The organism is Massilia norwichensis, from assembly GCF_024753245.1.
Lineage (GTDB): Bacteria > Pseudomonadota > Gammaproteobacteria > Burkholderiales > Burkholderiaceae_D > Telluria > Telluria norwichensis.
The window spans coordinates 114298-140974 of the sequence record NZ_JANUGX010000009.1; the positions used below are offsets into that span (position 1 = coordinate 114298).

Annotated in this window: 27 protein-coding genes; 12 read left to right on the top strand and 15 right to left on the bottom strand. The window is 65.0% G+C overall.

Going from position 1 to position 26677, the window contains the following annotated elements; all coding sequences use genetic code 11:
- Window positions 1-4 precede the first annotated feature (4 nt).
- From NX782_RS09880 to NX782_RS09895, 4 genes are all read right to left on the bottom strand, one after another.
- A complete protein-coding gene (locus NX782_RS09880) occupies window positions 5-1015 on the bottom strand; it encodes a M28 family peptidase (RefSeq protein WP_258845279.1) in 1011 nt (336 codons plus the stop codon).
- A 123-nt stretch (window positions 1016-1138) separates the two neighbouring features.
- Window positions 1139-2563: an efflux transporter outer membrane subunit gene (locus tag NX782_RS09885; protein ID WP_370661784.1), complete on the bottom strand. Its 1425-nt coding sequence runs from the start codon at window positions 2561-2563 to the stop codon at window positions 1139-1141.
- Between the two features lie 5 nt (window positions 2564-2568).
- On the bottom strand, window positions 2569-5730 hold the full coding sequence (locus tag NX782_RS09890) for an efflux RND transporter permease subunit (protein ID WP_258845281.1): 3162 nt from the start codon (window positions 5728-5730) through the stop codon (window positions 2569-2571).
- 24 nt (window positions 5731-5754) lie between these two features.
- Window positions 5755-7086 (bottom strand): efflux RND transporter periplasmic adaptor subunit, encoded by a 1332-nt coding sequence (locus NX782_RS09895; protein ID WP_258845282.1) that lies wholly within the window; start codon window positions 7084-7086, stop codon window positions 5755-5757.
- A gap of 157 nt (window positions 7087-7243) precedes the next feature.
- Here NX782_RS09895 and NX782_RS09900 point away from each other — a divergent pair, with 157 nt between their 5' ends.
- From NX782_RS09900 to NX782_RS09910, 3 genes are all read left to right on the top strand, one after another.
- Entirely contained in the window at window positions 7244-7867 is a 624-nt protein-coding gene (locus tag NX782_RS09900) for a TetR family transcriptional regulator (protein WP_258845283.1), read from the top strand.
- Complete coding sequence (locus NX782_RS09905; RefSeq protein WP_258845284.1) at window positions 7864-8313, top strand: hypothetical protein; 450 nt, start codon at window positions 7864-7866, stop codon at window positions 8311-8313. The genes NX782_RS09900 and NX782_RS09905 overlap by 4 nt, the downstream gene beginning before the upstream one ends.
- Before the next feature lie 65 nt (window positions 8314-8378).
- Complete coding sequence (locus NX782_RS09910) at window positions 8379-9440, top strand: NAD(P)H-dependent flavin oxidoreductase (protein WP_308632896.1); 1062 nt, start codon at window positions 8379-8381, stop codon at window positions 9438-9440.
- 95 nt (window positions 9441-9535) lie between these two features.
- On the opposite strand, the gene tal is transcribed toward NX782_RS09910, so the two are convergent.
- From tal to zwf, 5 genes are read right to left on the bottom strand one after another with little or no spacing between them, the layout of a single operon-like run.
- Complete coding sequence (gene tal / locus NX782_RS09915; RefSeq protein ID WP_258845285.1) at window positions 9536-10465, bottom strand: transaldolase; 930 nt, start codon at window positions 10463-10465, stop codon at window positions 9536-9538.
- Between the two features lie 49 nt (window positions 10466-10514).
- A complete protein-coding gene (gene msrC, locus NX782_RS09920) occupies window positions 10515-11012 on the bottom strand; it encodes a free L-methionine (R)-S-oxide reductase MsrC (protein ID WP_258845286.1) in 498 nt (165 codons plus the stop codon).
- Window positions 11013-11066: 54 nt separating this feature from the next.
- On the bottom strand, window positions 11067-11768 hold the full coding sequence (locus tag NX782_RS09925; protein WP_258845287.1) for a YjjG family noncanonical pyrimidine nucleotidase: 702 nt from the start codon (window positions 11766-11768) through the stop codon (window positions 11067-11069).
- Between the two features lie 9 nt (window positions 11769-11777).
- Entirely contained in the window at window positions 11778-12632 is an 855-nt protein-coding gene (locus tag NX782_RS09930; protein WP_258845288.1) for an SIS domain-containing protein, read from the bottom strand.
- Window positions 12633-12645: 13 nt separating this feature from the next.
- A complete protein-coding gene (zwf, locus tag NX782_RS09935; protein ID WP_258845289.1) occupies window positions 12646-14115 on the bottom strand; it encodes a glucose-6-phosphate dehydrogenase in 1470 nt (489 codons plus the stop codon).
- A gap of 169 nt (window positions 14116-14284) precedes the next feature.
- Between zwf and NX782_RS09940 the strand changes: the two genes are divergently transcribed.
- Window positions 14285-14755 carry a hypothetical protein gene (locus NX782_RS09940; protein WP_258845290.1) on the top strand — a complete coding sequence of 157 codons (471 nt, stop codon included), beginning with the start codon at window positions 14285-14287 and terminating at the stop codon, window positions 14753-14755.
- Window positions 14756-14758: 3 nt separating this feature from the next.
- Here NX782_RS09940 and NX782_RS09945 read toward each other — a convergent pair whose 3' ends face one another.
- Together NX782_RS09945 and pgi are read right to left on the bottom strand one after the other, a co-directional pair.
- The gene (locus tag NX782_RS09945) at window positions 14759-15655 is read right to left on the bottom strand and encodes an SMP-30/gluconolactonase/LRE family protein (RefSeq protein ID WP_258845291.1); all 897 of its coding nucleotides are present in this window, start codon (window positions 15653-15655) and stop codon (window positions 14759-14761) included.
- 13 nt (window positions 15656-15668) lie between these two features.
- Entirely contained in the window at window positions 15669-17309 is a 1641-nt protein-coding gene (gene pgi, locus NX782_RS09950) for a glucose-6-phosphate isomerase (RefSeq protein WP_258845292.1), read from the bottom strand.
- Between the two features lie 259 nt (window positions 17310-17568).
- Between pgi and edd the strand changes: the two genes are divergently transcribed.
- From edd to NX782_RS09965, 3 genes are read left to right on the top strand one after another with little or no spacing between them, the layout of a single operon-like run.
- A complete protein-coding gene (gene edd / locus NX782_RS09955) occupies window positions 17569-19491 on the top strand; it encodes a phosphogluconate dehydratase (RefSeq protein WP_258845338.1) in 1923 nt (640 codons plus the stop codon).
- A gap of 24 nt (window positions 19492-19515) precedes the next feature.
- A complete protein-coding gene (eda, locus tag NX782_RS09960; protein WP_258845339.1) occupies window positions 19516-20142 on the top strand; it encodes a bifunctional 4-hydroxy-2-oxoglutarate aldolase/2-dehydro-3-deoxy-phosphogluconate aldolase in 627 nt (208 codons plus the stop codon).
- Between the two features lie 20 nt (window positions 20143-20162).
- A complete protein-coding gene (locus NX782_RS09965; protein WP_258845293.1) occupies window positions 20163-20711 on the top strand; it encodes a Rhs element Vgr protein in 549 nt (182 codons plus the stop codon).
- A 205-nt stretch (window positions 20712-20916) separates the two neighbouring features.
- On the opposite strand, the gene NX782_RS09970 is transcribed toward NX782_RS09965, so the two are convergent.
- On the bottom strand, window positions 20917-21345 hold the full coding sequence (locus tag NX782_RS09970; protein WP_258845294.1) for a hypothetical protein: 429 nt from the start codon (window positions 21343-21345) through the stop codon (window positions 20917-20919).
- Between the two features lie 406 nt (window positions 21346-21751).
- Here NX782_RS09970 and NX782_RS09975 point away from each other — a divergent pair, with 406 nt between their 5' ends.
- Entirely contained in the window at window positions 21752-22240 is a 489-nt protein-coding gene (locus NX782_RS09975) for a hypothetical protein (RefSeq protein WP_258845295.1), read from the top strand.
- Here NX782_RS09975 and NX782_RS09980 read toward each other — a convergent pair whose 3' ends face one another.
- Genes NX782_RS09980 through NX782_RS09990 form a run of 3 tightly spaced genes read right to left on the bottom strand, consistent with a single transcriptional unit; the run spans window position 22241 to window position 23299 of the window.
- Window positions 22241-22630 carry a GFA family protein gene (locus tag NX782_RS09980; protein ID WP_258845296.1) on the bottom strand — a complete coding sequence of 130 codons (390 nt, stop codon included), beginning with the start codon at window positions 22628-22630 and terminating at the stop codon, window positions 22241-22243.
- Window positions 22631-22647: 17 nt separating this feature from the next.
- On the bottom strand, window positions 22648-22782 hold the full coding sequence (locus NX782_RS09985; RefSeq protein WP_258845297.1) for a hypothetical protein: 135 nt from the start codon (window positions 22780-22782) through the stop codon (window positions 22648-22650).
- Between the two features lie 37 nt (window positions 22783-22819).
- Window positions 22820-23299: a VOC family protein gene (locus NX782_RS09990; RefSeq protein WP_258845298.1), complete on the bottom strand. Its 480-nt coding sequence runs from the start codon at window positions 23297-23299 to the stop codon at window positions 22820-22822.
- A 144-nt stretch (window positions 23300-23443) separates the two neighbouring features.
- Here NX782_RS09990 and NX782_RS09995 point away from each other — a divergent pair, with 144 nt between their 5' ends.
- The 4 genes from NX782_RS09995 (at window position 23444) to NX782_RS10015 (ending at window position 26674) form a co-directional block, all read left to right on the top strand.
- Window positions 23444-24166 carry an autoinducer binding domain-containing protein gene (locus NX782_RS09995; RefSeq protein ID WP_308632898.1) on the top strand — a complete coding sequence of 241 codons (723 nt, stop codon included), beginning with the start codon at window positions 23444-23446 and terminating at the stop codon, window positions 24164-24166.
- 69 nt (window positions 24167-24235) lie between these two features.
- Entirely contained in the window at window positions 24236-24913 is a 678-nt protein-coding gene (gene rpiA / locus NX782_RS10005; protein WP_258845299.1) for a ribose-5-phosphate isomerase RpiA, read from the top strand.
- A gap of 13 nt (window positions 24914-24926) precedes the next feature.
- Entirely contained in the window at window positions 24927-25259 is a 333-nt protein-coding gene (locus NX782_RS10010) for a hypothetical protein (RefSeq protein ID WP_258845300.1), read from the top strand.
- 227 nt (window positions 25260-25486) lie between these two features.
- Window positions 25487-26674: a glycosyltransferase family 9 protein gene (locus NX782_RS10015; protein ID WP_258845301.1), complete on the top strand. Its 1188-nt coding sequence runs from the start codon at window positions 25487-25489 to the stop codon at window positions 26672-26674.
- Window positions 26675-26677: the final 3 nt, after the last annotated feature.

A 26677-nucleotide genomic window follows, 5' to 3' on the forward strand; every position in this document is an offset into this window, starting at 1 on the left:
GCGCTCAGCCCTGTGCGCCGGCCGCCAGCGCCGTGATCGTGCGCGCCAGGCCCTGCACCACGCGCGCCGTGCTGTCGTAGTCGACCTTGTCCGGCGTGTCCTCGGCGGTGTGGTAGTAGGGGTAGCGCATGAAGGCGGTGTCCGTGATCATGATCGCCGGATAGCCGAAGCGGTTGTAGGAAGCGTGATCGGAAAAGGTCACGCCCTGCACATAGGCCGGCGCCGCCAGGCCGTGGGCCGGGAAGTCGGAGGCGGCGCGGAAGGCGGACAGGGCGTCCTGCACCAGGCGCGAGGATTCCAGCGTGCCGACAAAGGCGATGAAATTACCGGTGTCCGGGTAGCGCCCCTCCATGCCCGGCGGCAGCTGCTGGCTGTGGCGCCGCTGCGAATACCAGCCGATGGTTTCCAGCACCAGCGCGCCCTCGACCTTCTGGCCTTCGGCGTGCAGCTTGCGCGCGTGCTGCATGCTGCCCATCTCCTCTCCTCGCAGTTCTCCACTAAGCCAGGGCGGCTCCTCGTTGACGAAGAAGACGAACTTCACTTCGGTGCCCTGGCTCGGGCGCATGTTCTTCAGCAAACGCGCCAGCTCCAGCACGGCGGCGGTGCCGCTGCCGTTGTCGTTGGGGGAATCCGCGAGGATTCCCGGCGCCCCCGGCGCCGAGTCGTAATGGGCGCCGACGATGAAGATACGCGCCGGCTTCTTGCCGGCATCGACGTTCGCCACCGACACCTCGATGTTGCGCACCTTCTGCCCGCCGGCCTTGTATTCCTGGCGCCGGATCGCATAGCCCTCGTCCTGCAGCACGTCCTCGATGTAGCGCGCCGCCGCTTCCAGCTGGACGGGCGTGGCCGTGTTGTGCTCGGTGGAAGCGATGGCGGTGACGTGGCTGCGCAGGCGCAGGGCAAGCGAGGGTTGGGACACGGCGGCTCCGGGCGTCACGGTGAACAGCGCCAGCACCACGAGAATGGCGATGGCGACGAGGGCTTTCCAATGTGCGCGCAGAAAGGTTCGCATGGCATGGAAGAGACGAAAAAAGACCGGGGCCGGTCTGCGATTTCATGATACCGAAATTGCATAACCGGCCCCGGTCCGGGACCTTCCAATCGTGCGCGCGTCCGCTTGAACGCGCGCGTTCAGTCAGCGCGAGGCAGTCGCGTTGGCGTTCGCCCCTTCGCTCCAGCCGCCACCCAGCACGCGGTACAGGTTCACCTGGTTCTGCAGGCGCGCCAGGTTCGCTTCGATCGCCTGCTGCTGGGCGATGAACAGCGAACGCTGGGCATCCAGCAGGTCGAGGTAGCTGGCGGTACCGTTGCGGTAGCGCAGGTCCGACAGGTTGAAGCGGTCGGCTTCCGCCGCCGCCACCGCCTGCTGGGCACGCAGCTGCTCGCTGAAGGTGGCCTGGCCGGCCAGCGCGTCCGACACTTCGCGGAACGCAGTCTGGATCGACCGTTCGTACTGGGCCACGGCGATGTCGCGGCCGGCGCGGGCGCTCTCGACGCCGGCGCGGCGGGCGCCGAAGTCGAACAGCGGCAGGATCGCCTGCGGCGCGAAGCTCCAGCCGTAGGAGCCGGACTTGAACAGGCCGGACAGCTCCGTGCTGGCGGTGCCGCCGCTGCCGGTCAGCGTGATGCGCGGGAAGTAGTTCGCGCGCGCCGCGCCGATGTCGGCATTCGCCGCGATCAGCTGCTGCTCGGCGGCGCGGATGTCCGGACGCGAGATCAGCAGGTCGGACGGCATGCCGGCCGGCAGGTCGGGCAGCTGGGTCGATGCCAGCGTGGCGCCCGGCGGCAGGTTATCCGGAATCGGCTGGCCGATCAGCAGGGTCAGCAGGTTCAGGTCCTGGGCGCGCTGGCGCTGGGCCTGGGCCAGCGTGGTGCGCGCCTGTTCGACCAGCGAGACCGCCTGGTCGAGGTCGAGCTTGGACGTGACGCCGTTCTCGAAGCGCAGGCGCGACAGACGCAGCGATTCTTCGCGCGTCTTGAGGGTCTGCTGGGTCAGTCCCAGCAGTTCCTCGTCGGCCAGGAAGGTCAGGTAGGTGTTGGCCACCTGCGCGATCAGGCTGATCTGCGTCGACTTGCGTGCTTCCTCGGTCGCCAGGTACTGCGCCAGCGCCGCATCGCTCAGGTTCTTCACGCGGCCGAACAGGTCGAGCTCGAAGGCCGTGACCGACAGGCCGACCTGGTAGTTGCTGGTCAGCGGCAGGTCGCCAGGCGTCGAGGCGCGGTTGCCGGTGATGCCGGCGTTGATTGCCGGGAAGCGTGCCGCACGCTGGATCTGGAAGGCGGCACGGGCCTGCTCGATGTTCAGGATCGAGACGCGCAGGTCGCGGTTGTTGGCCAGCGCCAGCTGGATCAGCTGCTGCAGGCGCGCATCCGCGAAGAAGCGCTGCCAGGCGATGTTGGCCGGGGCCTCGGCGGCAACCGGGTTGCCGCTGTTGACGGTGCCGGCCACCGTCGGGAAGCCGCCGGCCACCGGCGCGGCCGGGCGCTCGTACTTCGGCGCCAGGTTCACGCAGCCGGCCAGCGACAGGGCCAGCACGAGGGGCGTCAGGACATTTTTCATATTTTTCATTTCATCTCTTCCTTCGCAATGCCGGCGCCGTCGGCGTGGTGTGCGTAGATCTCCTGCTGGCGCTTGCTGCCTTTGAAGAAGCTGCGGATCACGACGAAGAACACCGGCACAAAGATCACGCCCAGCGCGGTTGCCGTGACCATGCCGCCCATCACGCCGGTACCGATGGCGTGCTGCGAAGCCGCGCCGGCACCGCCTGCGATCACCAGCGGCAGCACGCCGAGGATGAAGGCCAGCGAGGTCATGATAATCGGACGGAAACGCAGGTGGGCCGCTTCCAGCGCCGCCTCGAACGGCGACTTGCCCTGGGCCTGCAGGTCCTTCGCGAATTCCACGATCAGGATCGCGTTCTTCGCCGCCAGGCCGATGATGGTGATCAGGCCGACCTTGAAGTAGACGTCGTTCGACATGCCGCGCATCGATGCGGCCAGCAGCGAGCCGAGCACGCCCAGCGGCACGACCAGCAGCACCGAGACCGGGATCGACCAGCTTTCATACAGCGCGGCCAGGGCCAGGAACACCGCCAGCAGCGCGAAGCCGATCAGCACGAACACGGTCGAGCCGGACAGGATTTCCTCACGCGACTGGCCGGTCCATTCGTAGGCGAAGCCAGGCGGCAGCTGGGCTGCCAGGCGCTGCATCTCTTCCAGTGCCTGGCCGCTCGAGTAGCCCGGCGCAGGTTCGCCGGTGATCTTCATCGACGGGTAGCCGTTGTAGCGGATGGTCTGCATCGGACCGGTGATCCACTCGGTGTTGGCGAAGGCCGACAGCGGCACCGGTTGGCCCTTGGTGTTGAGGGCGTTGATGCGCAGCAGGTCGTCCGGCTGCATGCGGTCCTTGGCGTCGGCCTGCACGATGACGCGCTGCAGGCGGCCGGCGTTCGGGAAGTCGTTCACGTAGGCCGAACCCAGCGAGGTCGACAGCGCCTGGTTGATCGCGCCGAAGCTCACGCCCAGGGCTTGCGCCTTATCGCGGTCGATGTTGAGTTTCAGCTGCGGCGCGTCTTCCAGACCTTCCGGACGCAGGCCGGTCAGGACCTTGCTCTGCATGGCCATGCCCAGCATCTGGTTACGTGCTTTCACCAGCGCTTCGTGGCCGTTGCCGCCGCGGTCCTGCAGGCGGAACGAGAAGCCGGTGCCGGTGCCCAGTTCGGGAATCGGTGGCGGGCTCACCACGAAGATGAAGGAGTCGCGCAGCGCACCCATGTGCATGGTGATGCGGTTGGCGAAGGATTGCGCATCCTGGCCCTGGCCCTTGCGCTCGTCCCAGGATTTCAGCGGGATGAAGGCGAGACCCATGTTCTGGCCCTGGCCCGAGAACGAGAAGCCGGTCACTGCCACGATGTTGGCGTATTCCGGTTGCTTCATGACGTAGTCTTCCAGCGCGCGCAGCACGGTGCCGGTGCGTTCGACGGTGGCACCCGGCGGCAGCTGGATGTTGGCGATCACGTAGCCCTGGTCTTCGTTCGGCAGGAAGGAGTTCGGCAGACGGGTGAACATCAGGCCGACCACGCCCAGCAGCAGCACGAACACGACCAGCGCGCGGCCGGAACGCTTCAGGACCTTGCCGACGAAGCCTTCATAGCGCTTGGCGCCCTTGGTGAAGGTGCGGTTGAACCAGCCGAAGAAGCCGCGCTTCTCCATGTGGTGACCGGCGTCGACCGGCTTGAGCAGGGTGGCGCACAGCGCCGGCGTCAGCGACAGCGCCAGGAAGGCCGAGAAGGCGATCGAGGTCACCATCACCGCCGAGAACTGGCGGTAGATGTTGCCGACCGCGCCGGCAAAGAAGGCCAGCGGCACGAACACCGACATCAGCACCACGGTCACGCCGATGATGGCGCCCGAGATCTGGCCCATCGCCTTGCGGGTGGCCTGCAGCGGCGGCAAGCCTTCCTCGGACATGATGCGCTCGACGTTCTCGACCACCACAATGGCATCGTCGACCACAATACCGATGACGAGGACCATGCCGAACATGGTCAGAACGTTGATCGAGAAGCCCATCGCCAGCAGGCAGGCGAAGGAGCCGAGCAGGGCGACCGGCACCACGATGGTCGGGATGATGGTGTAGCGGATGTTCTGCAGGAACACGTACATCACGATGAACACCAGGATCACCGCTTCGATCAGGGTCTCGACGACCTGGCTGATCGAAATCTGGATGAAGGTGGTGGAGTCGTACGGGATCGTGTACTTCATGCCGTGCGGGAAGAACTTCGACAGTTCCTTCATGCGGGCCTTGATCAGGTCGGCAGTTTCCAGCGCGTTACCGGACGGCGACAGCTGCACGCCGATACCGGCCGAAGGCTTGCCGTTCAGGCGCGCCGAGGTAGCGTAGGCCTGGCCGCCGATCTCGATCTTGGCCACGTCCTTCAGGCGCACGGTGGAGCCATCCGGGTTTGCGCGCAGCACGATGTTGCCGAACTGCTCGACGGTTGCCAGCTGGCCGGTCACGACCACGGTCGCGGTGATCTGCTGGCCGGCGTTCAGCGGCAGGTCGCCGATGGTGCCGGAAGCGACCTGGGCGTTCTGCTGGCTGATGGCGGTGTTGACGTCGGTCGGCGACAGGTTGAAGCCGACCAGCTTGGCCGGATCGATCCAGATACGCATCGCCTTCTCGGTGCCGAACAGCTGGGCCTGGCCCACACCCTTGATCCGCTGGATCTCGGGCAGCACGTTACGCGAAGCATAGTCGCCCAGCGCCACCGGGTCCCAGTTCGGGTCGTCCGACGACAGGATGGTGAACAGCAGGAAGTTGGAGCGGGCCTTGTCGACGCGCACACCCTGTTGGGTCACGGCCGGCGGCAGGCGCGGGGTCGCACGCGACAGGCGGTTCTGGACGTCGACCTGGGCCAGGTCGGGGTCGGTGCCGGTCTCGAACGAGATGGTGATCGAGCCGGTGCCGTTGGCCTGGCTGGTCGATTCCATGTAGATCATGCCTTGGGCGCCATTCATCTCGCGTTCGATCACGGAGATGACGGAGTCTTCGAGCACCTGTGCCGACGCGCCCGGATAGGCGACGTTGACGACGATCGAAGGCGGCGCCACGGTCGGGTATTGCGCGATCGGCAGGGATTTGATGGCGACGCCACCAAGCACCATGATGAACAGCGCGATCACCCAGGCAAAAATTGGGCGGTCAATAAAAAAACGTGCCATTGGAAAGTCCTGTTCCTTTTACGCTTACTGGCGGCTCTGGCCAGGAGTGGTAGCGCCGGCGGCCGGGGTACCGGTGGCCGGGGTACGCGAGCCGGTGGCTGCGTTGGCGGCTGCGGCGCCGGTAGCGTTCGGCTGCGCAGCCGGGTTGCCGGCAGCGGCGACCGGGGTCGGGGCAGCGCTGTTCGGCGCGGTCCACGGCACCGGCTGCACCGGGGTACCCGGCGGCAGCATCTGCAGCTTCTGGAAGCCGTCGACCATCACGCGCTCGCCTTCTTTCAGGCCGTCGACGACGACCCAGTTGCTGCCTTCCTGCGACGCGATCTTGACGGTGCGCGGGGTCGGCTTGTTGTCGGCGCCGATCACCATCAGGGTGTCGCCGGTCTGGCCGCCGCGGGTCACGGCCTGCTGCGGGATCAGGATGCCCGACGGCAGTTCGGCCTGGGCCAGGCGCACGCGCACGTACTGGCCCGGCAGCAGGGCGTTGTCCGGATTGGCGACCTGGGCGCGCAGGGTGACCTGGCCGCTGGTCGGGTCGACCGTCACGTCCGAGAACAGCAGGCGGCCCTTGCGGCCGAGTTCGCTGCCATCATCCAGGACGACCGAGACCGGGATCGCCGAATCGATGCCCTTGTTGCCGGCGTTCTTGCGCAGGCGCTGCAGCTCGGCGGCGGACTGGGTGATGTTCAGGTAGACGTTGTCGGTCTGCTGGATCAGCGCCAGCTGGGTGGCTTCCTGGGCCGAGACGAGTGCGCCTTCGGTCACCAGCGCACGGCCGATGCGGCCCGAGATCGGGGCGTACACGTTGGCGTAGCCGTAGTTGATCTGGGCGATGCGCAGCTGGGCCTTGGCGGCGTTGACGTCGGCTTCACCCTGCTTGGCGGCGGCGACGGCGTTGGTGTACTCCTGCTTGCTGACCGCGTTGGCCTCGACCAGCGGCTTGTAGCGCTCGACGGTGGCGGCGGCCGAGGCCTGGGTGGCCTGGGCGCGGCCGAGGGCGGCCTGGGCGCTGTTGACCTGTGCCTGGTAAGGTTCCGGATCGATCTGGAACAGGGACTGGCCCTGCTTGACCATGCTGCCCTCGGTGAACAGGCGCTTGAGGACGACGCCGTTGACGCGGGCACGCACCTCGGCCACGCGGATCGCTTCGACGCGAGCCGGCAGTTCGGTTTCGAGGGCGACCGGCTGGAACTTGGTCGTGATCACGCCGACTTGCGGCGCGGGCATCTTGCCGCCCGGCGCGCCGGCGCCGGCCTGGGCAGCGTCCTTATGGCCGCAGGCCGACAGCAGGGCCAGAGCGGTCAGGGTGCACGCGGCAATCCTGGTCAGATTCAAGGGTGAAGAGTGGGCAGAGCGCATTAAGTGCTTCCTTCTGTTGAAAAAAGGACAAAACCGTCCACGGCACTACACTGGCACCGTAAAACGATTCGTCACTGGCTTTTGAATAAACCCAGATATACTATCACGAGTGTATGTTTAATGTTTTCCGACCACCAAAAAGGGAGCTAGGCGAATCATGGCCCGCAGAACCAAAGAAGAGGCCGCTGCCACGCGTGACAGCATTCTTGATGCCGCAGAAAAATTGTTCGTCGAGCAGGGCGTGTCCAGGACGACTTTGCAGCATATCGCAAGCGCCGCCGGCGTGACGCGCGGCGCAATCTATTGGCATTTCGACGACAAGGGCGCGCTCTTCAACGCCATGATGGAACGCGCGACCCTGCCTCTGGAGGCCGAACTGCAGGTGCTGGACGCCGCCGAATCGAGCGATCCGCTGGCCGACCTGCGCGACTACATGCTGGCGGTCCTGCGCCGTACGGTCGAGGATCCGGGCGCCAGGCGCGTGTTCGAGATCGCCACCCTGAAGGTCGAATTCGTCGACGAGCTGGATGCGGTGCGCTGCCGCCGCCAGCACAGCATGAGCGACTGGATGGCGCGCGCGGAGCGCCGCATCGGGCTGGCCGCCGACCGCGGCCTGATCGGCTCGAAGGTCGACGCCCGCACGGTGGCGCTGGCGATGTGGACCATGATCGACGGCCTGATCCGCAACTGGATGTTCGATCCGAAGGGCTTCGATTTGCTCGAGCTGGGCCGCTGCGTGATCGATCCCTACATGCAGGGCTTGCGGGCAGGGCGCGCATGAAGTTCGGGTGCGCGCTGTTGTCGACGCTGCTGCTTGGACTGGCCTGGGCGCCGGGCGCGCTGGCGCAGCCGCTGCCGTTCGCCGGAAAATGGCTGCTGGACGAGGACCCGAAGGCGCCGGCCGCCTATACGGTGCTGCGCATCGAAGACGGCACGATGACCTGGACCGGCCCGGCCAGATCGACGCCCAAGTGCGTCCAGGAATTCGTGCTGCAGGAAGAAAAGCCCGGCACCATGTATGTCGACGGCCGCGGCACCCGCTTCCTGGCCGGCCTCAAGGGCAGCATTCCGACCTATCTGCTGCAGCTGCGCAGCAGCACCTGCGGCCGCGCGGGCGAGACGACCCGCATCCGCTATCCGCTGGTCTACGATACCGAGCACATCGAAGTCATCGGCTACGTCGGCGGCAAGCCGGTCAGCGCGCGGCGCTTCCACCGCAAGAAGTAGGGGCGGCGCTTGCGGTATTCTTGCAGATGCCGCAAGACCGCGGCGGCATTCGACAGGAGAAAACCATGAGCTTGTCCCAGCAGTTCCTTGAAAGGCTAGGCATCCGCTATCCGATCATCCAGGCGCCGATGGCCGGGGTGTCGACGCCGCGCATGGCGGCCGAGGTGTCGAACGCCGGCGGACTCGGTTCGCTGGGCCTGGGCGCCAGCAACGCCGCGCAGGCGCGCCAGATGATCGAAGAAACGCGCGCCCTGACCGACCGTCCGTTCAATGCCAACCTGTTCTGCCACGTGCCGGCGCAGCGCGACGCCGCCCGCGAGGCCGCCTGGCTGGCGCACCTCGCGCCGCTGTTCGGCAGCGCGGGCATCGCAGCGCCGACCGCGCTGGACGAGATCTACAAGTCCTTCAACGATGACGCCGCGATGTTCGAGATGCTGCTCGAGCTGCGCCCGGCGGTCCTGAGTTTCCATTTTGGCCTGCCGTCGGCCGAGCGCCTCGCCGCCTTCCACGCAGCGGGCATCTATACGATGGCGACCGCGACCAACCTGCGCGAAGCGGAGATCATCGAAGCGGCCGGCGTGCACGCGATCGTGGCCCAGGGCATCGAAGCCGGCGGGCACCGCGGCATGTTCGATCCGGAGCAGCCCGACGAGCGCCTGAGCACCTCGGTGCTGGTGCGGCTGCTGGCGAAGAAGACCCGGCTGCCGGTGATCGCCGCGGGCGGCATCATGGACGGCGCCGGCATCCGGGCCGCGTTCGAGCTGGGCGCGGCGGCGGCCCAGCTGGGTACGGCCTTCATCCTGTGCCCGGAATCCTCGGCCAGCGCGGCGTATCGCGCCAATCTGCAGAGCGAGCGCGCGATGGCGACCCGGCTCACAGCCAGCATCTCCGGGCGTCCGGCGCGCGGCATGCTGAACGGCCTGATCGCCCACGGCGATGCCCCCGGCAGCCCGCCGGCGGCGGCCTACCCGGTGGCCTACGACGCGGCCAAGCAGCTGCATGCGGCCGCCTCGAAGAACGGCAACCACGAGTTCGCGGCGCAATGGGCCGGGCAGGGCGCGCCGCTGGCGCGCGAGATGGCGGCGGCGGAGATGCTGCGTACGCTGGCCGAAGAAGCCGGCCTGTAAACGACAAGGGCGGCCCGAAAGCCGCCCTTGTGCGAATGTCATTCCCGGCATTGCCGGAAATGACTTCCCGCGCAGGCGGGAATCCAAGTCCATTCTTAGCGCAGTTCCTCGATCATCTTCTTGAGCTTCAGCGAATCGGCGCAGAAGGCGCGGATGCCTTCGGCCAGCTTCTCGGTGCCCATCGCGTCTTCGTTCAGCATGAAGCGGAAGGTCTTCTCGTCCATCGCGATTTTCTCGATGTTGGCCGACTCGTCAGCCACCAGCTTGCGCTCGACGGTGCCGTCGGCATCGGCCAGCTTCTGCAGCAGGTCCGGCGAGATGGTCAGCAGGTCGCAGCCGGCCAGTTCCAGGATCTGCGAGGTGTTGCGGAAGCTTGCGCCCATGACTTCGGTCTTGTAGCCGAACTTGCGGTAGTACTGGTAGATGCGCTTGACCGACTGCACGCCCGGATCGTCGGCGCCCTGGTAGTCGGTGCCGGTCGATTTCTTGTACCAGTCGTAGATGCGGCCGACGAAAGGCGAGATCAGCTGCACGCCGGCTTCGGCGCAGGCGACGGCCTGGCACAGCGAGAACAGCAGGGTCAGGTTGCAGCGGATGCCGTCCTTTTCCAGGATCTCGGCGGCACGGATGCCTTCCCAGGTCGAGGCGATCTTGATCAGCACGCGCTCGCGCGAAATGCCGGCGGCTTCGTACAGGGCGATCAGTTCGCGGCCCTTGGCGACGGTGGCTTCGGTGTCGAAGGACAGCGCAGCGTCGATCTCGGTCGAGACGCGGCCCGGCACGTATTTCAGGATCTCGACGCCGAAGGCGATCAGCAGGCGGTCGACGATTTCTTCGACGCCGGCGCCGTTCGACTCGGCGACGGCTTTTTCCAGCAGCGGACGGTATTCCGGCTTCTGCACGGCTTTCAGGATCAGCGACGGGTTGGTGGTCGCATCCTGCGGCGCGTAGGCCTTGATCGACTGGAAGTCGCCGGTGTCGGCCACCACGGTGGTGTACTGCTTGAGCTGTTCGAGTTGGTTCATGACGAGGAAAGTGATGTGAGGTACGAATTCCGTGATTGTATCAGCCGTATCAGCAGTCGGTAGCGTCCACGAAAGCCGCGACCATCGCTTCCAGCCCGGCCTTGTCCTCGTCCGAGAAACGGTTCAGAGAAGGGCTGTCGATGTCGAACACGCCGACCAGCTTGCCGTTCTTGATGACCGGCAGCACGATCTCCGAGGCCGAGGCCGAATCGCAGGCGATATGGCCCGGGAAGGCATGCACGTCCGGCACGACGATGGTCTGCTGCTGCACGGCGGTGGTGCCGCAGACGCCGCGGCCGAAGGGGATGCGGGCGCAGGCCGGCTTGCCCTGGAAGGGGCCGACCAGCAGGTCTTCGCCTTTGCCTTTCTTGCTCGGCACGGTCAGGTAGAAGCCGGCCCAGTTCAGGTCGGCGAGGGTGTCGTAGACCAGGGCCGAGAATTGCGCGGCGTTGGCGGTCAGGTCGCGCTCGCCTTCGAGGACGCTGACGACCTGGCGTACCAACAGATCGTAGTCGGGGCGGGTGCTGCGTTCGGGATTGATGTGCATGGCGATGACGGTAGGGACTGTCGAAAAGCGCTATTCTACCGCCGCCCGCCAAGTTCAGCCGACGGCCAGTGCCTTCAGGGCCGGCACGATCTCGTGCAGCGTCGCCACCTCGCAGGTCGGCAGCGCCTCCGATGCGTTCGGCATTCGTCCCGGATTGAACCAGCAGCTGTCGATGCCGAAACGGTTGGCGCCGAGGATGTCGGCATCCAGGCGGTCGCCGACGATCACCGTTTCGTGGTGCGCAAAGGCGCGCGCCATCTTCGTCGCGTAGTCGAAGAAGCGGCTGTCCGGCTTGGCGTGGCCGCAGGCCTCCGAAGTCGAGACGAAGGAGATATGGTCTTTCAGGCCCGAGCTGGCGATGCGCCGCGTCTGGATGTGCTCGACGCCGTTGGTGATGATGCCGACTTCGCCGATCGCGGACAAGGCTTCGCAGACCTGTTTGGCGCCGTCGATCAGGACCACGGTCTCGGACAGCGATTCGAGGTAGAGGTGGCTGGCGGCGGCCGCGTCGAGCTCGAGGCCGTTCTGGGCGAAGGTGCGGCGGAAGCGCTCGACTTTCAGGAAGTCTTTCGAGACGGCACCCAGTTCGAATTCGCGCCACAGGGCGATGTTGATCGCCTGGTATTGCGGGAACAGGCTGTCGATGCCCTCGCGCATGCCCAGCGCTTCGAGCGTGCGCACGAAGGAGAGCTGTTCGGAAGCCTTGAAGTCGAGCAGGGTGTCGTCGAGGTCGAAGAGGAAGAGCGTGTGTTTCATCTGCGCATCTTAGCCGATGAAGGAGTCGAACTGCATGTCGAACTCCTGCAGCGCCTTCTGGGCGTTCTGCATCTTCTTGCGGAACTCCGGCCCGCGCTGCAGCGCCAGGCCGACCGCCAGCACGTCGATCACGACCAGGTAGGCCAGGCGCGCGGAGATCGGCGTGTAGGGGTCGATCGCAAACACCAGGTCGATCGGGATCAGCAGGCTGGCCATGTCGGCCAGCGGCGTGCCGGACGGCGCCAGCACGATCACCTCGGCGCCGCCGCGGCGCGCCAGCTTGGCCGAGCGCACCAGCGAAGGGTTGTTGCCGCGCTGCGAGATCGCCACCACCACATCGCCTTCGCGCAGCAGGGCGGCCGCGATCGAATGGATCGCCGGGTCGGTGTAGGCGATGGTCGGCACGCCGGAGCGGAAGAACTTGTGCTGGGCGTCGGCGGCGACGAAGCCCGAGGTGCCCTGGCCGTAGAACTCGATCTTGTTGGCGCGCGACAGGATGTCCAGCGCCTGCTGGATCAGCTCGGGCTTGAGGTTGTTGCGCAGGTCGAGCAGGGTGTTGATCGAGCGGCTGCAGATCTTGTTGACGAGGTCGGCGGCGAGGTCGTCCTGGGCCGGCTGTTCGCTGGCGCCGGGCAGGGCCAGCGCCAGGCCTTGCGCCAGTTTCAGCTTGAACTCGTGCCAGCCGTCGTAGCCGAGGGTGCGGCAGAAGCGCACCACGGTCGGCTCCGAGACCTGGGCGGCGCGCGCCAGCGCGGTGATGTTCTGGCTGACGGTGGCGCTGGGCGAGGCCAGCACCGCGAGCGCGACCTTGCGCTCGGACTTCGACAGCGAATCGAGCTGGGTACGGATGGAATCGAGTAACACGGCTGTCGTTTCCTCAGTCTTCCGGCAGCGCTTCTTCGCGCCACTGCAGGCCGTCGCGGCCGATCAGCGCGCTGGACGCGGCCGGGCCCCAGGTGCCCGAGGAGTAGGGCACCGGCGAGGTGTCGTCCTGTTCCCAGTAATCGAGAATCGGCTCGACCCATTCCCAGGCGGCTTCCAGCTCGTCGCCGCGCATGAACAGGGTCAGCTGGCCACGCAGCACGTCCATCAGCAGGCGCTCGTAGGCTTCCATGCGCGGCGCCTTGAACTGCTCGCGGAAGTCGAGTTCGAGCTCGGCCTGCTTCAGGCGCATGCCGTCGCCCGGCGTCTTCGACATCAGGTTCAGCGACAGGCCCTCGTCCGGCTGCAGGCGGATCACCAGGCTGTTGGGCTGGAAGCTCGACGTCGGCTGGTTGAAGATCGAATGCGGGATCGGCTTGAAGCGCACGACAATTTCCGCAAGGCGATCCGCCATGCGCTTGCCGGTGCGCAGATAGAAGGGCACGCCGGCCCAGCGCCAGGTATCGATCTCGGCCTTCATCGCCACGAAGGTCTCGGTCTTGGACTGCTTGGGCGCGCCCGGCTCGTCGCGGTAACCCGGCACCGGCTGGCCATCGACGTAGCCGGAACGGTACTGGCCGCGCACGATGTTCTGCGCCAGCGTGGTCGGGGTGAAGCGCTTCAGCGAGCGCAGCACCTGCAGCTTGGAATCGCGCACGGCATCCGGCGCGATCGAGGTCGGCGGTTCCATCGCGACGATACACAGCAGCTGCAGCAAGTGGTTCTGCAGCATGTCGCGCAGGGCGCCGGAATTGTCGTAGTAGCCCAGGCGGTTGCCGACGCCGATCTTCTCGGCGATGGTGATCTGCACATCCGAAATCCACTCGCGGCGCCACAGCGGCTCGAACAGGATGTTACCGAAGCGCAGGGCCAGCAGGTTCTGCACGGTTTCCTTGCCGAGGTAGTGGTCGATCCGGTAGATCTGCGATTCGGCGAAGACCTTGCCGACGTCGGCATTGATCTGCTTGGCCGATTCGAGATCGCGGCCCAGCGGCTTTTCCAGCACCACGCGCGAGTTGGCGGTCGCCAGGCCGCTGGCGGCCAGGTTGTCGCAGATGCGGGCGAACAGCGAGGGTGGCGTTGCCAGGTAATAGACGCGGGTCAGCTGCTCATCCTTGCGCAGCGCCTCCACCAGGCCGGCGTAGCTTTGCAGGTTGACGGCATCGACGGCGACCCAGGTGATGCGCTGCAGGAATTTCTGCCACGCCTGTTCGTCGACGCTTTCCTTGATGTGCGGCTTCGAATTCGTTTCGACCATCTGCAGGAAATCTTCCTGCGACATGTCTTCCCGGCCCACGCAGATGATGCGGGCGCTGACGGGGAGGTCGTTGGCAACGTCGCGCGCGTACATCGCGGGCAAGAGTTTGCGCATCGCGAGGTCGCCGGAGCCGCCGAAGAAAACGAGGTCGAAATCGGAAAGAGCCATGGGTGTCTGAGCGTGAAAAGAGGAGGGACAGGATGAATGTAAATTTACTACACAATTATTGATTGCGCAAGTAAATTTACTACGTCAGAAGGCATGCTGAAGGTATATGGTGCCATATCCATGGGGTGCTGGGCGTAACATACACGCATCGCGCAACAGGGAACTCGCCATGCCCTTCATTCGATATTTTCCCGTGCTCGCCGTCGTGCTCTGTTTGAGCGCTGCAGCCGAACCGCTGCAAGCTGCCGCTGCGTGGATGGCGGAGGCGCAACCGTTTGCGGCTGCAGCGGTCGAGCGGCATTTTGGTTTGAAGGTGAAGAAACAATGCGCCGCCGGCCAGAGTGGCGTCGAGTGCGTGGCCGCCGGCGACAGGATCGACTTGCACTGGCGTGCCGCTGCGGACGATGGGCAGGTGCTCGAAGGCTACCTGCGCCTCCCGCTGGACGGGTGCATGGTTCGCGGCAAGGCAGAGGAAGTGCTGGGCACGCGCCTGCGCTTGGACGCCGACAGCGTTGCGGACAGGTCGCCAACGGTGACCTTATCCGCCCGCTACTGGACGCCCGGGCGCATCTGGCGCGTCAGTATGGCCTTCGACCGCGATTGTGCAAGGCTGCTGACAATCACGACGCCGGCATTCTGAAGCTCAGCCCCGATACTCCGGCATCTCCACCCCAGCCACATCCACCCGGAACGCCAGCACCTTGCCACTATGCGGCATCGCCGCCAGCTCTTCCGCCGGCCGGCCACCGCAGGCACTGGTCACATACAAGGTGCGCAGATCCGGCCCGCCGAAGCACACCGCAGTCGGACACTTCACCGGCAAATCGATTTGCTGCAGCAGCTCGCCGGTCGGCGACAGCTTCAGGATCCGCCCGCCCTCATACATCGCGATCCAGTAATTGCCTTCGCTGTCGATCGCCGCGCCGTCCGGGCGGCCGCCGTAGGTGCCGGTGGTCTTGTCGGCTTCGAAGGTGACCAGGTTGCGGCCGTTCGACGGCGTTCCAGTGGCCAAGTCGTAGTCGTAGGCGTCGATGCGGTGGCTGGTGGTGTCGGCGTGGAACATGGTCTTGCTGTCCAGGGTCCAGGCCAGGCCGTTCGAGTTGGTCATGCCGCCGGCCCAGGCCTGGCGCAGCTTGCCGGCTTCCAGCACGTGCATCTCGGCATTCGGCTGGTCGCGCGGCTCGTACAGGGTGCCGACCCAGAAGCGGCCCGCCGGGTCGACGCGGCCGTCGTTGAAGCGCTGGCGCTTGGTGTCGTAGGGCGCCGGGGCGATGTCTTCCGTTTCGCCGGTGATGGTGTTCAGGTAGACGAAGCCATTGCGGGTGGCGACCACCAGGTTGTTGTCCACGTCCACCGCCAGCGCCGACGGCTCGCTGTCCATCTTCCACGACGAATACTTGCCGCTGGCCGGGTGCAGGCGGTGCACCATCATCTCGGGGATGTCGACCCAGTACAGCGCCGATTCGACCGCGTGCCAGACCGGGCATTCGCCGGTCTTCATCGGTTCGTCGTGTACTACCACGAATTGTTCGGTTTTCATCTGTCGTCCCCCTTTACACCGCGGCCTTGGCGCGCGCGATCAGGCCATTGGTCGAGCTGTCGTGCTGGGCGGGCTGGGCTTCGCCGTTGAGCTCCGCCTCGATCTTCTTGGCCAGCACCTTGCCCAGCTCGACGCCCCACTGGTCGTAGCTGTTGACGTCCCACAGCGCGCCCTGCACGAAGACCTTGTGCTCATACAGCGCGATCAGGGCGCCCAGCGTGGCCGGGGTCAGGTATTCCATCAGAATCGTGTTGCTCGGACGGTTGCCCGGGAAGGTCTTGTGCGGCACCAGGCGCTCGATCTCGTCCGCCGGCTGGTCGGCCAGGTCCTGGCGCACTTCAATCTCGGTCTTCCCTTTCATGAAGGCTTCCGATTGCGCGAAGCAGTTGGCCAGCAGGGCGGCGTGGTGGTTGTGGAATTCGTGGGCCGGGCGCAGGGCGGCGATGAAGTCGATCGGCGTGACGTCGGTGCCCTGGTGCAGCAGCTGGAAGTAGGCGTGCTGGCCGTTGGTGCCGACGTCGCCCCAGATCACCGGGCCGGTTTCGTAGTCGCTGATGGTGTCGCCGGCGCGCGTGACGCGCTTGCCGTTGCTTTCCATGTCGAGTTGCTGCAGGTAGGCCGGGAAGCGGTTCAGGTCCTGGTGGTAGGGCGCGATCGAGACCGAGCCGCAATCCAGGAATTCGCGGTTCCAGAAGCCGACCAGGCCCAGGATCATCGGCAGGTTCTGCTCGATCGGGCTGGTCCTGAAGTGCTCGTCCATCGCGTGCGCGCCGGCCAGCAGGTCGCTGAAGTAGCCGAAGCCCACGCTCAGCGCGACCGGCAGGCCGATCGCCGACCACACCGAGTAACGGCCGCCGACCCAGTCCCAGAACGGGAACATGTTGGCCGGGTCGATGCCGAAGGTCTTGATCGCTTCGACGTTGGTCGAGACCGCGACGAAGTGCTTCGCCAGCGCCTCTTCCGGCGCGTGCTGCAGGAACCAGGCGCGCGCGGTGTTCGCGTTCATCATGGTCTCGGCCGTGGTGAAGGTCTTCGAGGCGATGATGAAGAGGGTGGTTTCCGGGTTCACGCGGCTCAGCGCGGCGTCCATGTCGTGGCCGTCGACGTTCGAGACGAAGTGCATGGTCAGGCGCGGATGGGCGAACTGGCGCAGCGCCAGGCAAACCATCTTCGGGCCGAGGTCGGAGCCGCCGATACCGATGTTGACGACGTCGGTGATTTCCTTGCCGGTGTGGCCTTTCCAGGCGCCGCTGCGCACGCTGTCGCTGAAGGTCTTGATGCGGTCGAGCACGGCGTGCACGTCGCCGGTGACGTCCTGGCCGTCCAGCGTGAACGGCTTGTTACGCGGCGCGCGCAGGGCGGTGTGCAGCACGGCGCGGTTTTCGGTCAGGTTGATCTTCTCGCCGGCGAACATGGCGTCGCGCAGGCGCTCGACGCCGCGCTCGCGCGCCAGCTGGGCCAGCAGTTCAAGCGTGCGCCCGTCCAGACGGTTTTTTGAATAGTCTAGGAACAGCCCGGCGGCTTCAACGGACAGCCGCTCGAAACGTTGCGGATCCTGTGCGAAGAGCTCGCGCATCTGCCATTCCCTGGCCTGGTTGGCATGGTTGCGGAGCGACTGGTAGCTGGTGGTGCTGGTGAGAAGAGGTTGGCGCATGGGTAGTGGTGACGAAGGCGATGGACGGTATGATGTCATTTTATGCAGATTATCGAATCATACAGGAAGCGCGCGTAAAATCACTACAAATGGTGCGCGTAATGGCGTGGGCACGGGGTGCCCACCCTACTTTATGGCGGACATTCTATGCCCGCTGTCGCTACCCGAATTCCCGAATGCTGCAAATGAAAACGAGGCGCTGGCAAGCGCTCCTTCTCAACTTGTAGTAAAATTTCAGAAATTTAATTCATAAGGAACGATCATGGTGCATCCCGTAGTAGAGAAGGTGACCCAACGCATCATCCAGCGTAGCCGCGCCTCGCGCCAGGCCTACCTGGCGCATCTGGACGCCGCGCGCGTGCAGGGCGTGCAGCGCGGATCGCTGTCGTGCACGAACCTGGCGCACGCGTTCGCGGCGTTCCCGGCCAACGACAAGCTCAAGCTGCGCGAACAGAAGCAGCCGTCGGTGGCCATCGTCTCGTCGTACAACGACATGCTGTCGGCGCACCAGCCGTTCGAATACTTCCCGAAGGTGATCAAGGATGCCGTGCGCGAGATCGGCGCCGTGGCCCAGTTCGCGGGCGGCGTGCCGGCCATGTGCGACGGCGTCACCCAGGGTCAGCCGGGCATGGAACTGTCGCTGTTCTCGCGCGACACCATCGCCATGGCGACCGCGGTCGCGATGTCGCACAACACCTTCGACTCCGCGCTCTACCTGGGCATCTGCGACAAGATCGTGCCGGGCCTGCTGATCGGCGCGCTGCACTTCGGCCACATCCCGGGCATCTTCGTGCCGGGCGGCCCGATGACCTCCGGTCTGTCGAACAAGGAAAAAGCGGCGATCCGCCAGCGCTACGCGAAAGGCCAGGCCACCCGCGAAGAGCTGCTCGAAGGCGAAGCCGCGTCCTACCACGGCGCCGGCACCTGCACCTTCTACGGTACCGCCAACAGCAACCAGATGCTGATGGAGATCATGGGCCTGCACATGCCGGGCGCCGCCTTCATCACCCCGGGCACTCCGCTGCGCGACGCATTGACCAAAGCTGCGGCCCAGCAAGCCGTCAAGATCTCCCAGCAGGGCGGCAATTACATGCCGATCGGCCAGATCGTCGACGAGAAGAGCATCGTCAACGCCATCGCCGCGCTGCACGCGACCGGCGGCTCGACCAACCACACGCTGCACCTGATCGCCATCGCGCGCGCGGCCGGCATCGTGATCGACTGGAACGACTTCGACGAGCTGTCGAAAGTCGTGCCTTCGCTGACCCGCATCTACCCGAACGGCGAAGCCGACGTGAACTACTTCCAGGCCGCCGGCGGCCCGGGCTTCGTGATCCGCGAACTGCTGGATGCCGGCCTGGCCCACGAGGACGTCAACACCATCCTCGGCCACGGCCTGCGCGCCCACTGCAAGGAACCTTTCCTGGACGGCGACAAGGTCGTCTGGAAGGACGTGCCCGAGCAGAGCGGCGACGAAACCGTGCTGCGCAAGTACACCAATCCGTTCAGCGACAACGGCGGCATGGTGCTTGTGCAGGGCAACCTGGGCCGCGCCGTGATGAAGATCTCGGCCGTCAAGAAGGAGCACCACATCGTCGAGGCCCCGGCCAAGACCTTCGATTCGCAGGACGAGTTCATGCATGCCTACAAAGCTGGCCAGCTGAACACCGACTTCGTCGCCGTGATCCGCTTCCAGGGCCCGCGTGCGAACGGCATGCCGGAACTGCACGCGCTGACCCCGGCGCTGTCGAACCTGCAGGACGCCGGCTACCACGTGGCGATGGTCACCGATGGCCGCATGTCGGGCGCGTCCGGCAAGGTGCCGGCGGCGATCCACGTGTCGCCGGAGATCCTGGCCGGCGGTCCGCTTGGCCTGGTGCGCGACGGCGATATCATCCGCGTCGATGCCACCGCCGGTACGCTGGAAGCGCTGGTGCCGGCCGATGTCTGGGCATCGCGCAAGATGGCTACCGCCGACCTCAGCAAGAGCCACATCGGCATGGGCCGCGAGCTGTTCTCGATGTTCCGCGCCAATGTGAGCGAAGCCGAGCATGGCGCCGCCACCTTCCCGCTGCCATCGCCGATCGACACCACCGTCCCGCTGCACGAAGGCACGGACAGCGGCGAGATCATGCCGGGCTCCGACGAAGACTTCCTGTTCCGTAAATCCACCGCCAAGTAAGTGAGTGCAACGATGAGTACTGATATGAGCCTGCTGGACATCATGAAATCGGCGGTCGTGATCCCCGTGATCGCGATCGACGATCCGGACCACGCGGTCCCCCTGGCCAAGGCGCTGGTCGCCGGCGGCATCCGCGTGCTCGAGGTGACCCTGCGCACCAGGCACGGCCTGGACGCGATCCGTGCGATGGCCCAGGTCGAGGGCGCCATCGTCGGCGTCGGCACCCTGACCCAGCCGGAAGAATTCGCCGCCTCGCGCGATGCCGGCGCGGTGTTCGGCGTGTCGCCGGGCCTGACCCCGGCCCTGATCGAGGCTGCGAAGAAGAGCGGCCTGCCCCTGCTGCCGGGCTGCATGACCCCGTCCGAAGTGATGGTGGCGCGCGAAGCCGGCTTCAAGCAGCTGAAACTGTTCCCGGCGGTGCCGGCGGGCGGCGTCGGCATGCTGAAAGCGATCGGCGGCCCGCTGCCGGACGTGACCTTCTGCCCGACCGGCGGCATCTCGATCGAGACCGCGCCGCAGTTCCTAGCGCTGAAGAACGTGGCCTGCGTGGGCGGCTCCTGGCTGACCCCGGCGGACGCGATGAAGGCCGGCGATTGGGATCTGATCACCGACCTGGCCAAAGCCGCGGCCAGCATCCGCCCGGCCGCGTAAGGGTTAGGCTTCAACCCGGCATGACCCGCCTGGCGCGCAAGCTGACCCCGGGCGAAATCAGGATGGCGTCGCTGCTGTTCGGCGACGCCATCGACTACACACGCGTGCGCGTCCACAACCGCCGCTACCTGCCGCTGGTGCAGCCGAAGAACTGCGCCATGACGCCGAACGGCAGCATCTATTTCCACCATTCCTGCTTTCTGCCCGATTACAGCGAGGGCAGTCCCACTGTCATCCATTGGTTCATGCATGAGATGGTGCACGTGTGGCAACATCAGCTGGGATACGCGGTACGTCTGCGCGGTGCGGTGCGTATCGGACTGTCGTACGACTACGAGCTAGTACCGGAGACAACGCTGGCGGACTACAACATGGAAGCGCAGGGCGAGCTGCTGGCCGATTACTTTGCACTCAAACACCAGAGTTCCCCGAGGACGATGCGCCAGCGACGCTACGAGGATAGCCTGTCGCTCTATGAAGAAGTGTTAGCGGATTTTCTTGCCGATTCTGCCAGCGTGGCGAATCTTCCACGTGATTACGGCCGATACCTGCTGCATTTGAAGCGTTAGCAAGAAAGGCGAATATTCGCCGCAGCATGTCAATGGTGCCCTTGTAGTGCACGCACCTGACGGCGAAGTCGGAAATTATCTGCCACTAGACCAACAAGAACGAGAGCGGTTAATGTACTAAACGCATCGTTTCCGAGATAGTGCCAGAATGCCCAAGCGATCAAGGATATTCCAGCACCTGTGACGAGCAACAATAGCGAGTCTTTCATTTGTAGTTCTCGTAGTGCTTAATGTATTTTCGCCCTGATACGCTTGCGTTATAGAGGCCGGGACGCCGGTGAAAAAGTGACCTGAGCCACGTTCTGCTCCATCCTCGCTTCGAAAGCTCATAAAAAACATCGGCCATCGAAGTGCCATCGCTCATTGTTCGGCCTGTCGCCACTGCAAGACTGCCGATGACTGCCCCAGCATAATAGGCCGCTCCTAAGGCCCCCAGCACGGCCAGTCCCTCCAACCTGGTGCCTGCCCCTGCCAACTCCCTCACCGTGACTTTTGTCCCGAACTTGTCAATGTAGGCAAGGATGGTGCTTATTGTCGAGATGGCAAGTGCCTGTGTTCCGTAAAGACTTTGTGGCGGTGCGATCAGCCCTAGGTCTTCCATGTTCTCTTTAAAATACTTGTAGAAGTCAGACATTGTTATCTCCAAGCTAGGCGATGGTTAGCAACTACCCGTTGGCGCTCGAATACCAAGTCCGTTACAGATTGGTAAGTGGGGGATTCTTGCTCGACCGAATAAGGGCAGGGTTGGGAGGGGTCATAGAGTGCAGCGAGCTGGATCAAGCCCATTGAAGGCACCCCGGAAGGCCGTAGGGGAGGTGCTAATGCATAGCTGCCGACATCAGAGATGACGATGTAGAGTCGATAAATTTGAATGCGGATTGGCTAATTTTCTGTGTTCGCTGTTGTCGGCTCGTCAGCCTGTCGGCACTGCACGAGCAGGTGCTGGCCGGTTTTTGACCGATTCCGCTTGCGTCTCCTCAATTCAGAATCCGCCTAGCCAACGTAGGCTCTTGGCGAGAGTGTTTCCTGCCGAGAAGATTATGCGATTCCCATTTCTTGCCGGCGCGCTATGCGCCTTCCTGCTGGCACCGAGCGCCGGCGCCATTGCCCGCATTGGCGCAGCCGAAGTGCGCGAAGGCCCGCGTGGCGGCCCCTGTTTCACCATTAGTCCGCGCGAGGAAAGGGAAGGGACGCCGGATTTCCACTCGGTGACGGTGTCGGATGGCCAGCACCTGCTGTGGAAGATGACGATGCCGCCCGAACGCACCTTTCCCCTGAGCTTTTCGATGTGCGTCCCCTACGGCGGACAGGTCGCCTCGCTGCCGCGCACCGAAGCGGCCAAGCTCGAACCCGGCAAGGTCTACTACCTGCGCATCGACGCCCGGCCCGGCAAGGCCCGCGGCACCGCCCAGGCCTACGAAGCGCGCTTCTGCCTGGCCAAGCAGCGCGACGGCAGCGCCGTCGTGCACCAGATATGGGACGGCGAACGGCCCGGCAAGCGCCTGTTCGGCTGCCTGCCGGCGGACTGACTATCCCTCGGTGCGCCCATCGGGACGGTCGCGCTCGTAGTGCCGGGCCAGCGGGAATGGCGGCAGCCAGTTTTCCCGACGCACGGTCCAGAGTTCGTAGGTCGGCTTGAACTGGCTGGGATGGTCCAGCGTGCCCAGGTAGACCTCGATTTCATCCCCGCTCTTCGCGAACACCGACGAGCCGCATTGCGGGCAGAAATGCCGGCCGCCCCAGGCGCGCGCTTCGCCCGTGATCGTCACCGCCTGTTCCGGAAAGATCGCCGAGGCGTGGAACACGGCGCCGTGGTGCTTGCGGCAGTCGAGGCAATGGCAGAGGCCGACGCGGTAGGGTTCGCCCCTGGCCGTGATGCGGAGCGCGCCGCAGAGGCAACCGCCGGTGTGCTGGTCCATGTTGCGGTCCTCCCGCCTCAAACCAGTTCGCGCCAGTAGACGAGAACGAAGGCCAGCAGAAGCAGGAAGCAGGCGATGTTGAACCACCTGAAAAACCGGCTTTTGCGGCTTGCGATATTCAAACCTGCTTCAGCGAGAAAATCCAGCATCATGGTCTCCTGAAAAAATCATTCACCAGCGCAGCGGGCCTCATCCTTTCACCGCCGCTTCGATGGCCCCCACGTCGATCTTGCGCATGTCCATCATCGCTTCGAAAGCGCGCCTGGCGGCCGCCGGATCCTTGCCGGCGATCGCCTCGGACAGCACGCGCGGCGTGATCTGCCACGACAGGCCCCATTTATCCTGGCACCAGCCGCAGGCGCTTTCCTGGCCGCCGTTGCCGACGATGGCCTGCCACAGGCGGTCGGTTTCTTCCTGGTCCTCGGTCGCGATCTGGAACGAGAAGGCGATGCTGTGACTGGGGCCGGGACCGCCGTTGAGGCCGAGGCAGGGAATGCCGGCCACCGTGAACTCGACCGTCAGCACGTCGCCCTGCTTGCCGGCCGGGTAGTCGCCCGGTGCATGGTGAACGGCCTTGAGCTCGCTGTCGGGGAAGGTCTCGGTATAGAACTTCGCGGCATCCAGTGCATCGCCCTTGAACCACAGGCAAACCGTGTTCTTGCTCACCATTTTTCTCCTCAGGATCGTCAAAAATGCTGAACGGGTAGGCGGATTCTTGTGTTATCGTTGTCAACTATGAATGGCACGCCAGTCTAGCAGTCTCCGCCCGGCCAGGGCACTGTAAGTTCTTGCAGGTTCGTGGAGGGTAGAGCATTGCAGCAGTTCGCGGGTGAAGGGCATCAAGAGTGGCTGCACGACTTTGCGGCAGCGAAGACCGAGGCAGCTTTGCTGGAACTTCTGGCGAAAGCGGCCAACGAACTCGGTTTCGAGTACTGCGCGCTCGGCATGCGTCTGCCGCTGCCGTTCTCGAATCCGCGGGTCGTCATGTTCAACAATTACCCGCAGGCCTGGCAGCAGCGTTACCAGGCCGAGCAGTACCTGCGGATCGATCCCACTGTCGCCGAGGGCATGACCTCGACCCGGTCCATGTTGTGGACGGAATCCCTGTTCGCGTCCAGCCGGCCGCTGTGGGAAGACGCGCGCGCCCATGGTCTGCAGTTCGGCTGGGCCCAGCCGACCCACGACCTGAAGGGCGTCGCCAGCCTGCTGACCTTTGCGCGTTCCGGCGAAGGCATTGCCCGCAACGAGTACCAGGTCAAGGTCCAGAAGATGCAGTGGCTGGCGCAGGCGGCGCACGCGGCCCTGTCGAACATCCTGGCGGCCAAACCGGATGGCGTGGCGTCGATCAAGCTGACCGAGCGCGAAGTCGAGGTGCTGCGTTGGGCCGCGGACGGCAAGACGGCCTCGGAATCGGCTGACATCCTGACGATTTCGGAGCGTACCGTGATCTTCCACATCGATAACGCGCTGCGCAAACTGGGCGCGGCCAACAAGACGGCCGGGGTGCTGAAGGCGGCGATGCTGCGCCTGATCTGAGGCCTGAATTTGCGGCTGCCGTGCGCGCATCCGTTAAAATGGCGGCATTTTTCACCTCCCACCCACATCATGACCCAGGACGAACTCAAGCAGGCCGTGGCCCGCGCCGCCATCGACTACGTGGTCGACGGCGAAATCATCGGCGTCGGCACCGGCTCGACCGCCAATTACTTCATCGACGAACTCGCCAAGATCAAGGACCGCATCAAGGGCGCCGTCGCGTCCTCGGAAGCGACTGCGGCGCGCCTGCGCGGCCACGGCATCGAGGTGCGCGACCTGAACGAGGTCGAATCGATTTCCGTCTACGTCGACGGCGCCGACGAGATCGACGCCTCGGGCGCGATGATCAAGGGCGGCGGTGCGGCCCTGACGCGCGAGAAGATCGTCGCTTCCGTATCGAAGAGTTTCGTGTGCATCGCCGACGGTTCCAAGCTGGTGCAGACGCTGGGCAAGTTCCCGCTGCCGGTCGAGGTCGTGCCGATGGCGCGTGCCGCCGTGACCCGCAAACTGGCCGCGCTCGGCGGTCAGCCGCGCCTGCGCACCAAGCCGGGCAGCGATGAAGCCTTCGTGACCGACAACGGCGGCCACATCATCGACGTGGCCGGCCTGGCGATCACCGATCCGGTGGCCCTGGAAACCGAAATCAACCAGATCGTCGGCGTGATCGCCGTCGGCCTGTTCGCCCAGCGCGGCGCCAACGTCTGCCTGCTGGGCATGGCGGAAGGCGTCAAGACTCTGACTTTCTGATCCGGAGAGCGGCATGCAGCGTCTGCCCGTCATGATCCTCCTTGCCGCCGTGCTGGGCGGCTGCGCCTCCCACAAGACGCGCCCGCCGGCACCGGCCGCGAAGCCAATCGCGTACCAGGCGGCCGGTCCGGTGGATGCCGACGGCACGCCGATCCAGAAGCTGCCCTTCCGCCTCGGCGTTTCCTCGAACACCGTCGAGAAGATGGCGAAGCAGCAGGCTTGCACGGGCGGGCAGGGCGCCGGCTTGGTCACCGAGCAGGGACCGGTCGAGGTCTACCGCATGCAGTGCGATAACGGCAAGGTGTTCATGGCGCGCTGCGAAATGCGCCAGTGCCGTCAGATGTAAGCGACCCCGCTTTTTCTTCTCATTCGCAGGCGCGCTTCGGTGCGCCTGTGTTCTTTTTGCCGCGCCCCTTCCTGATATGCGTGTTTCAATCGTGCACCCGCAGACTTGCGCAGTGCAGCATGCTATCGTCTTGACATAACTTTACGTCGTCTTACAGTTCGTTTGCATTTCGAGCTGGTAGTTGCCCATAGAATTTTCGCATCCTCTTCTGTGCAGAACGGAGCAGTATGAAAGTTTCAGGTGGACAGTCTCTCAAGCTCGACGCAATCCGCTTCGATGCGCCGGCCGTGCCGGCACCCCTGGTCGCGCCGGCCTTGCTGCGGCAAGCCGACAAGATCCTCTTCATCGCCCATCTGGCACTCGGCGACTTCACCTACCTGCAGGCCTGCTTCCAGGCTTTCGCGCGCGCTTATCCGCATCTGCAGATCCATCTCTGGGTCGACGAGCGGCGCCGCACCAGCCGTTCTGCCGACTGGGCGCACCTCAAGAAGTACGCGCTGTACGACTGGCTGGCCGAGTGTCCCTGGATCGCCAAAGTCTACGACGAGACCTACAGCCCGCAGGTCTACCGCGAATCGCTGGCGCAGGCGCGCCGCGAAGACTATCCGATCGTGGTCTCGCTCGCCGTGCTCGAGCGCCACAAGTACGCCAGCATGGCGCGCAGCATCAGCCCGCGGGGCTTCGTGGTCGGGCAAAAGAAGCGGGTGCGGCCTTACGACCTGGTCAAGCGCTTCATTTACCGCAAGCTGGACGCGTCGATCCCGGCTTATACGCCTTCCCCGCACCCGGACCAGCACATCAGCGATATCTACGCCGGCTGGTTCACCCAGCTGTTCGGCCTGGAGATCCCGCGCGCGGCGCGCTTCCCGGTGCTCAACATCGCCGACCGCTGGACAGCCTATGCGCGCGACCAGTTTGCCGACTGGGGTTTCATGGGTGTCGACGGCCAGCCGGCGCGGGTGGTGTTCCTGAATGCGTTCTCCAAATCGGTCGAGCGCAGCTGGCCGCTCGAGCGCGTCATCGGCCTGATCCGCGCGATGCGCTGCAGGCCGGCATGGCGCGACGTCGGCTTTGTCGTCAACGTGGTGCCCGAGGAATTGCAGCGCGCCCATGCGCTATTCGACGATGCCGCGCTGGAGCGCACCCACCTTTTCAGCGCGGAAGACAATTTCTTCCAGCTGCCGGCGGTGCTGAGCCTGTGCGAGCTCATCATCTCGGTGGAAACGGCCGTGATGCATTTGGCGAATGCCGTGCACGTGCCGGTGATCGCCCTGATGCGCCAGAACAATCCGGAGTGGGCGCCGATCGACCGCGCCAACAGCACCGTGATCACGGCGCCGAAACACGGCGACTGGGTCGACCGCATCGAGGTGCAGGATGTGATGCGGGTGCTGGCGGACTTTGGTCGCTTGTAACGG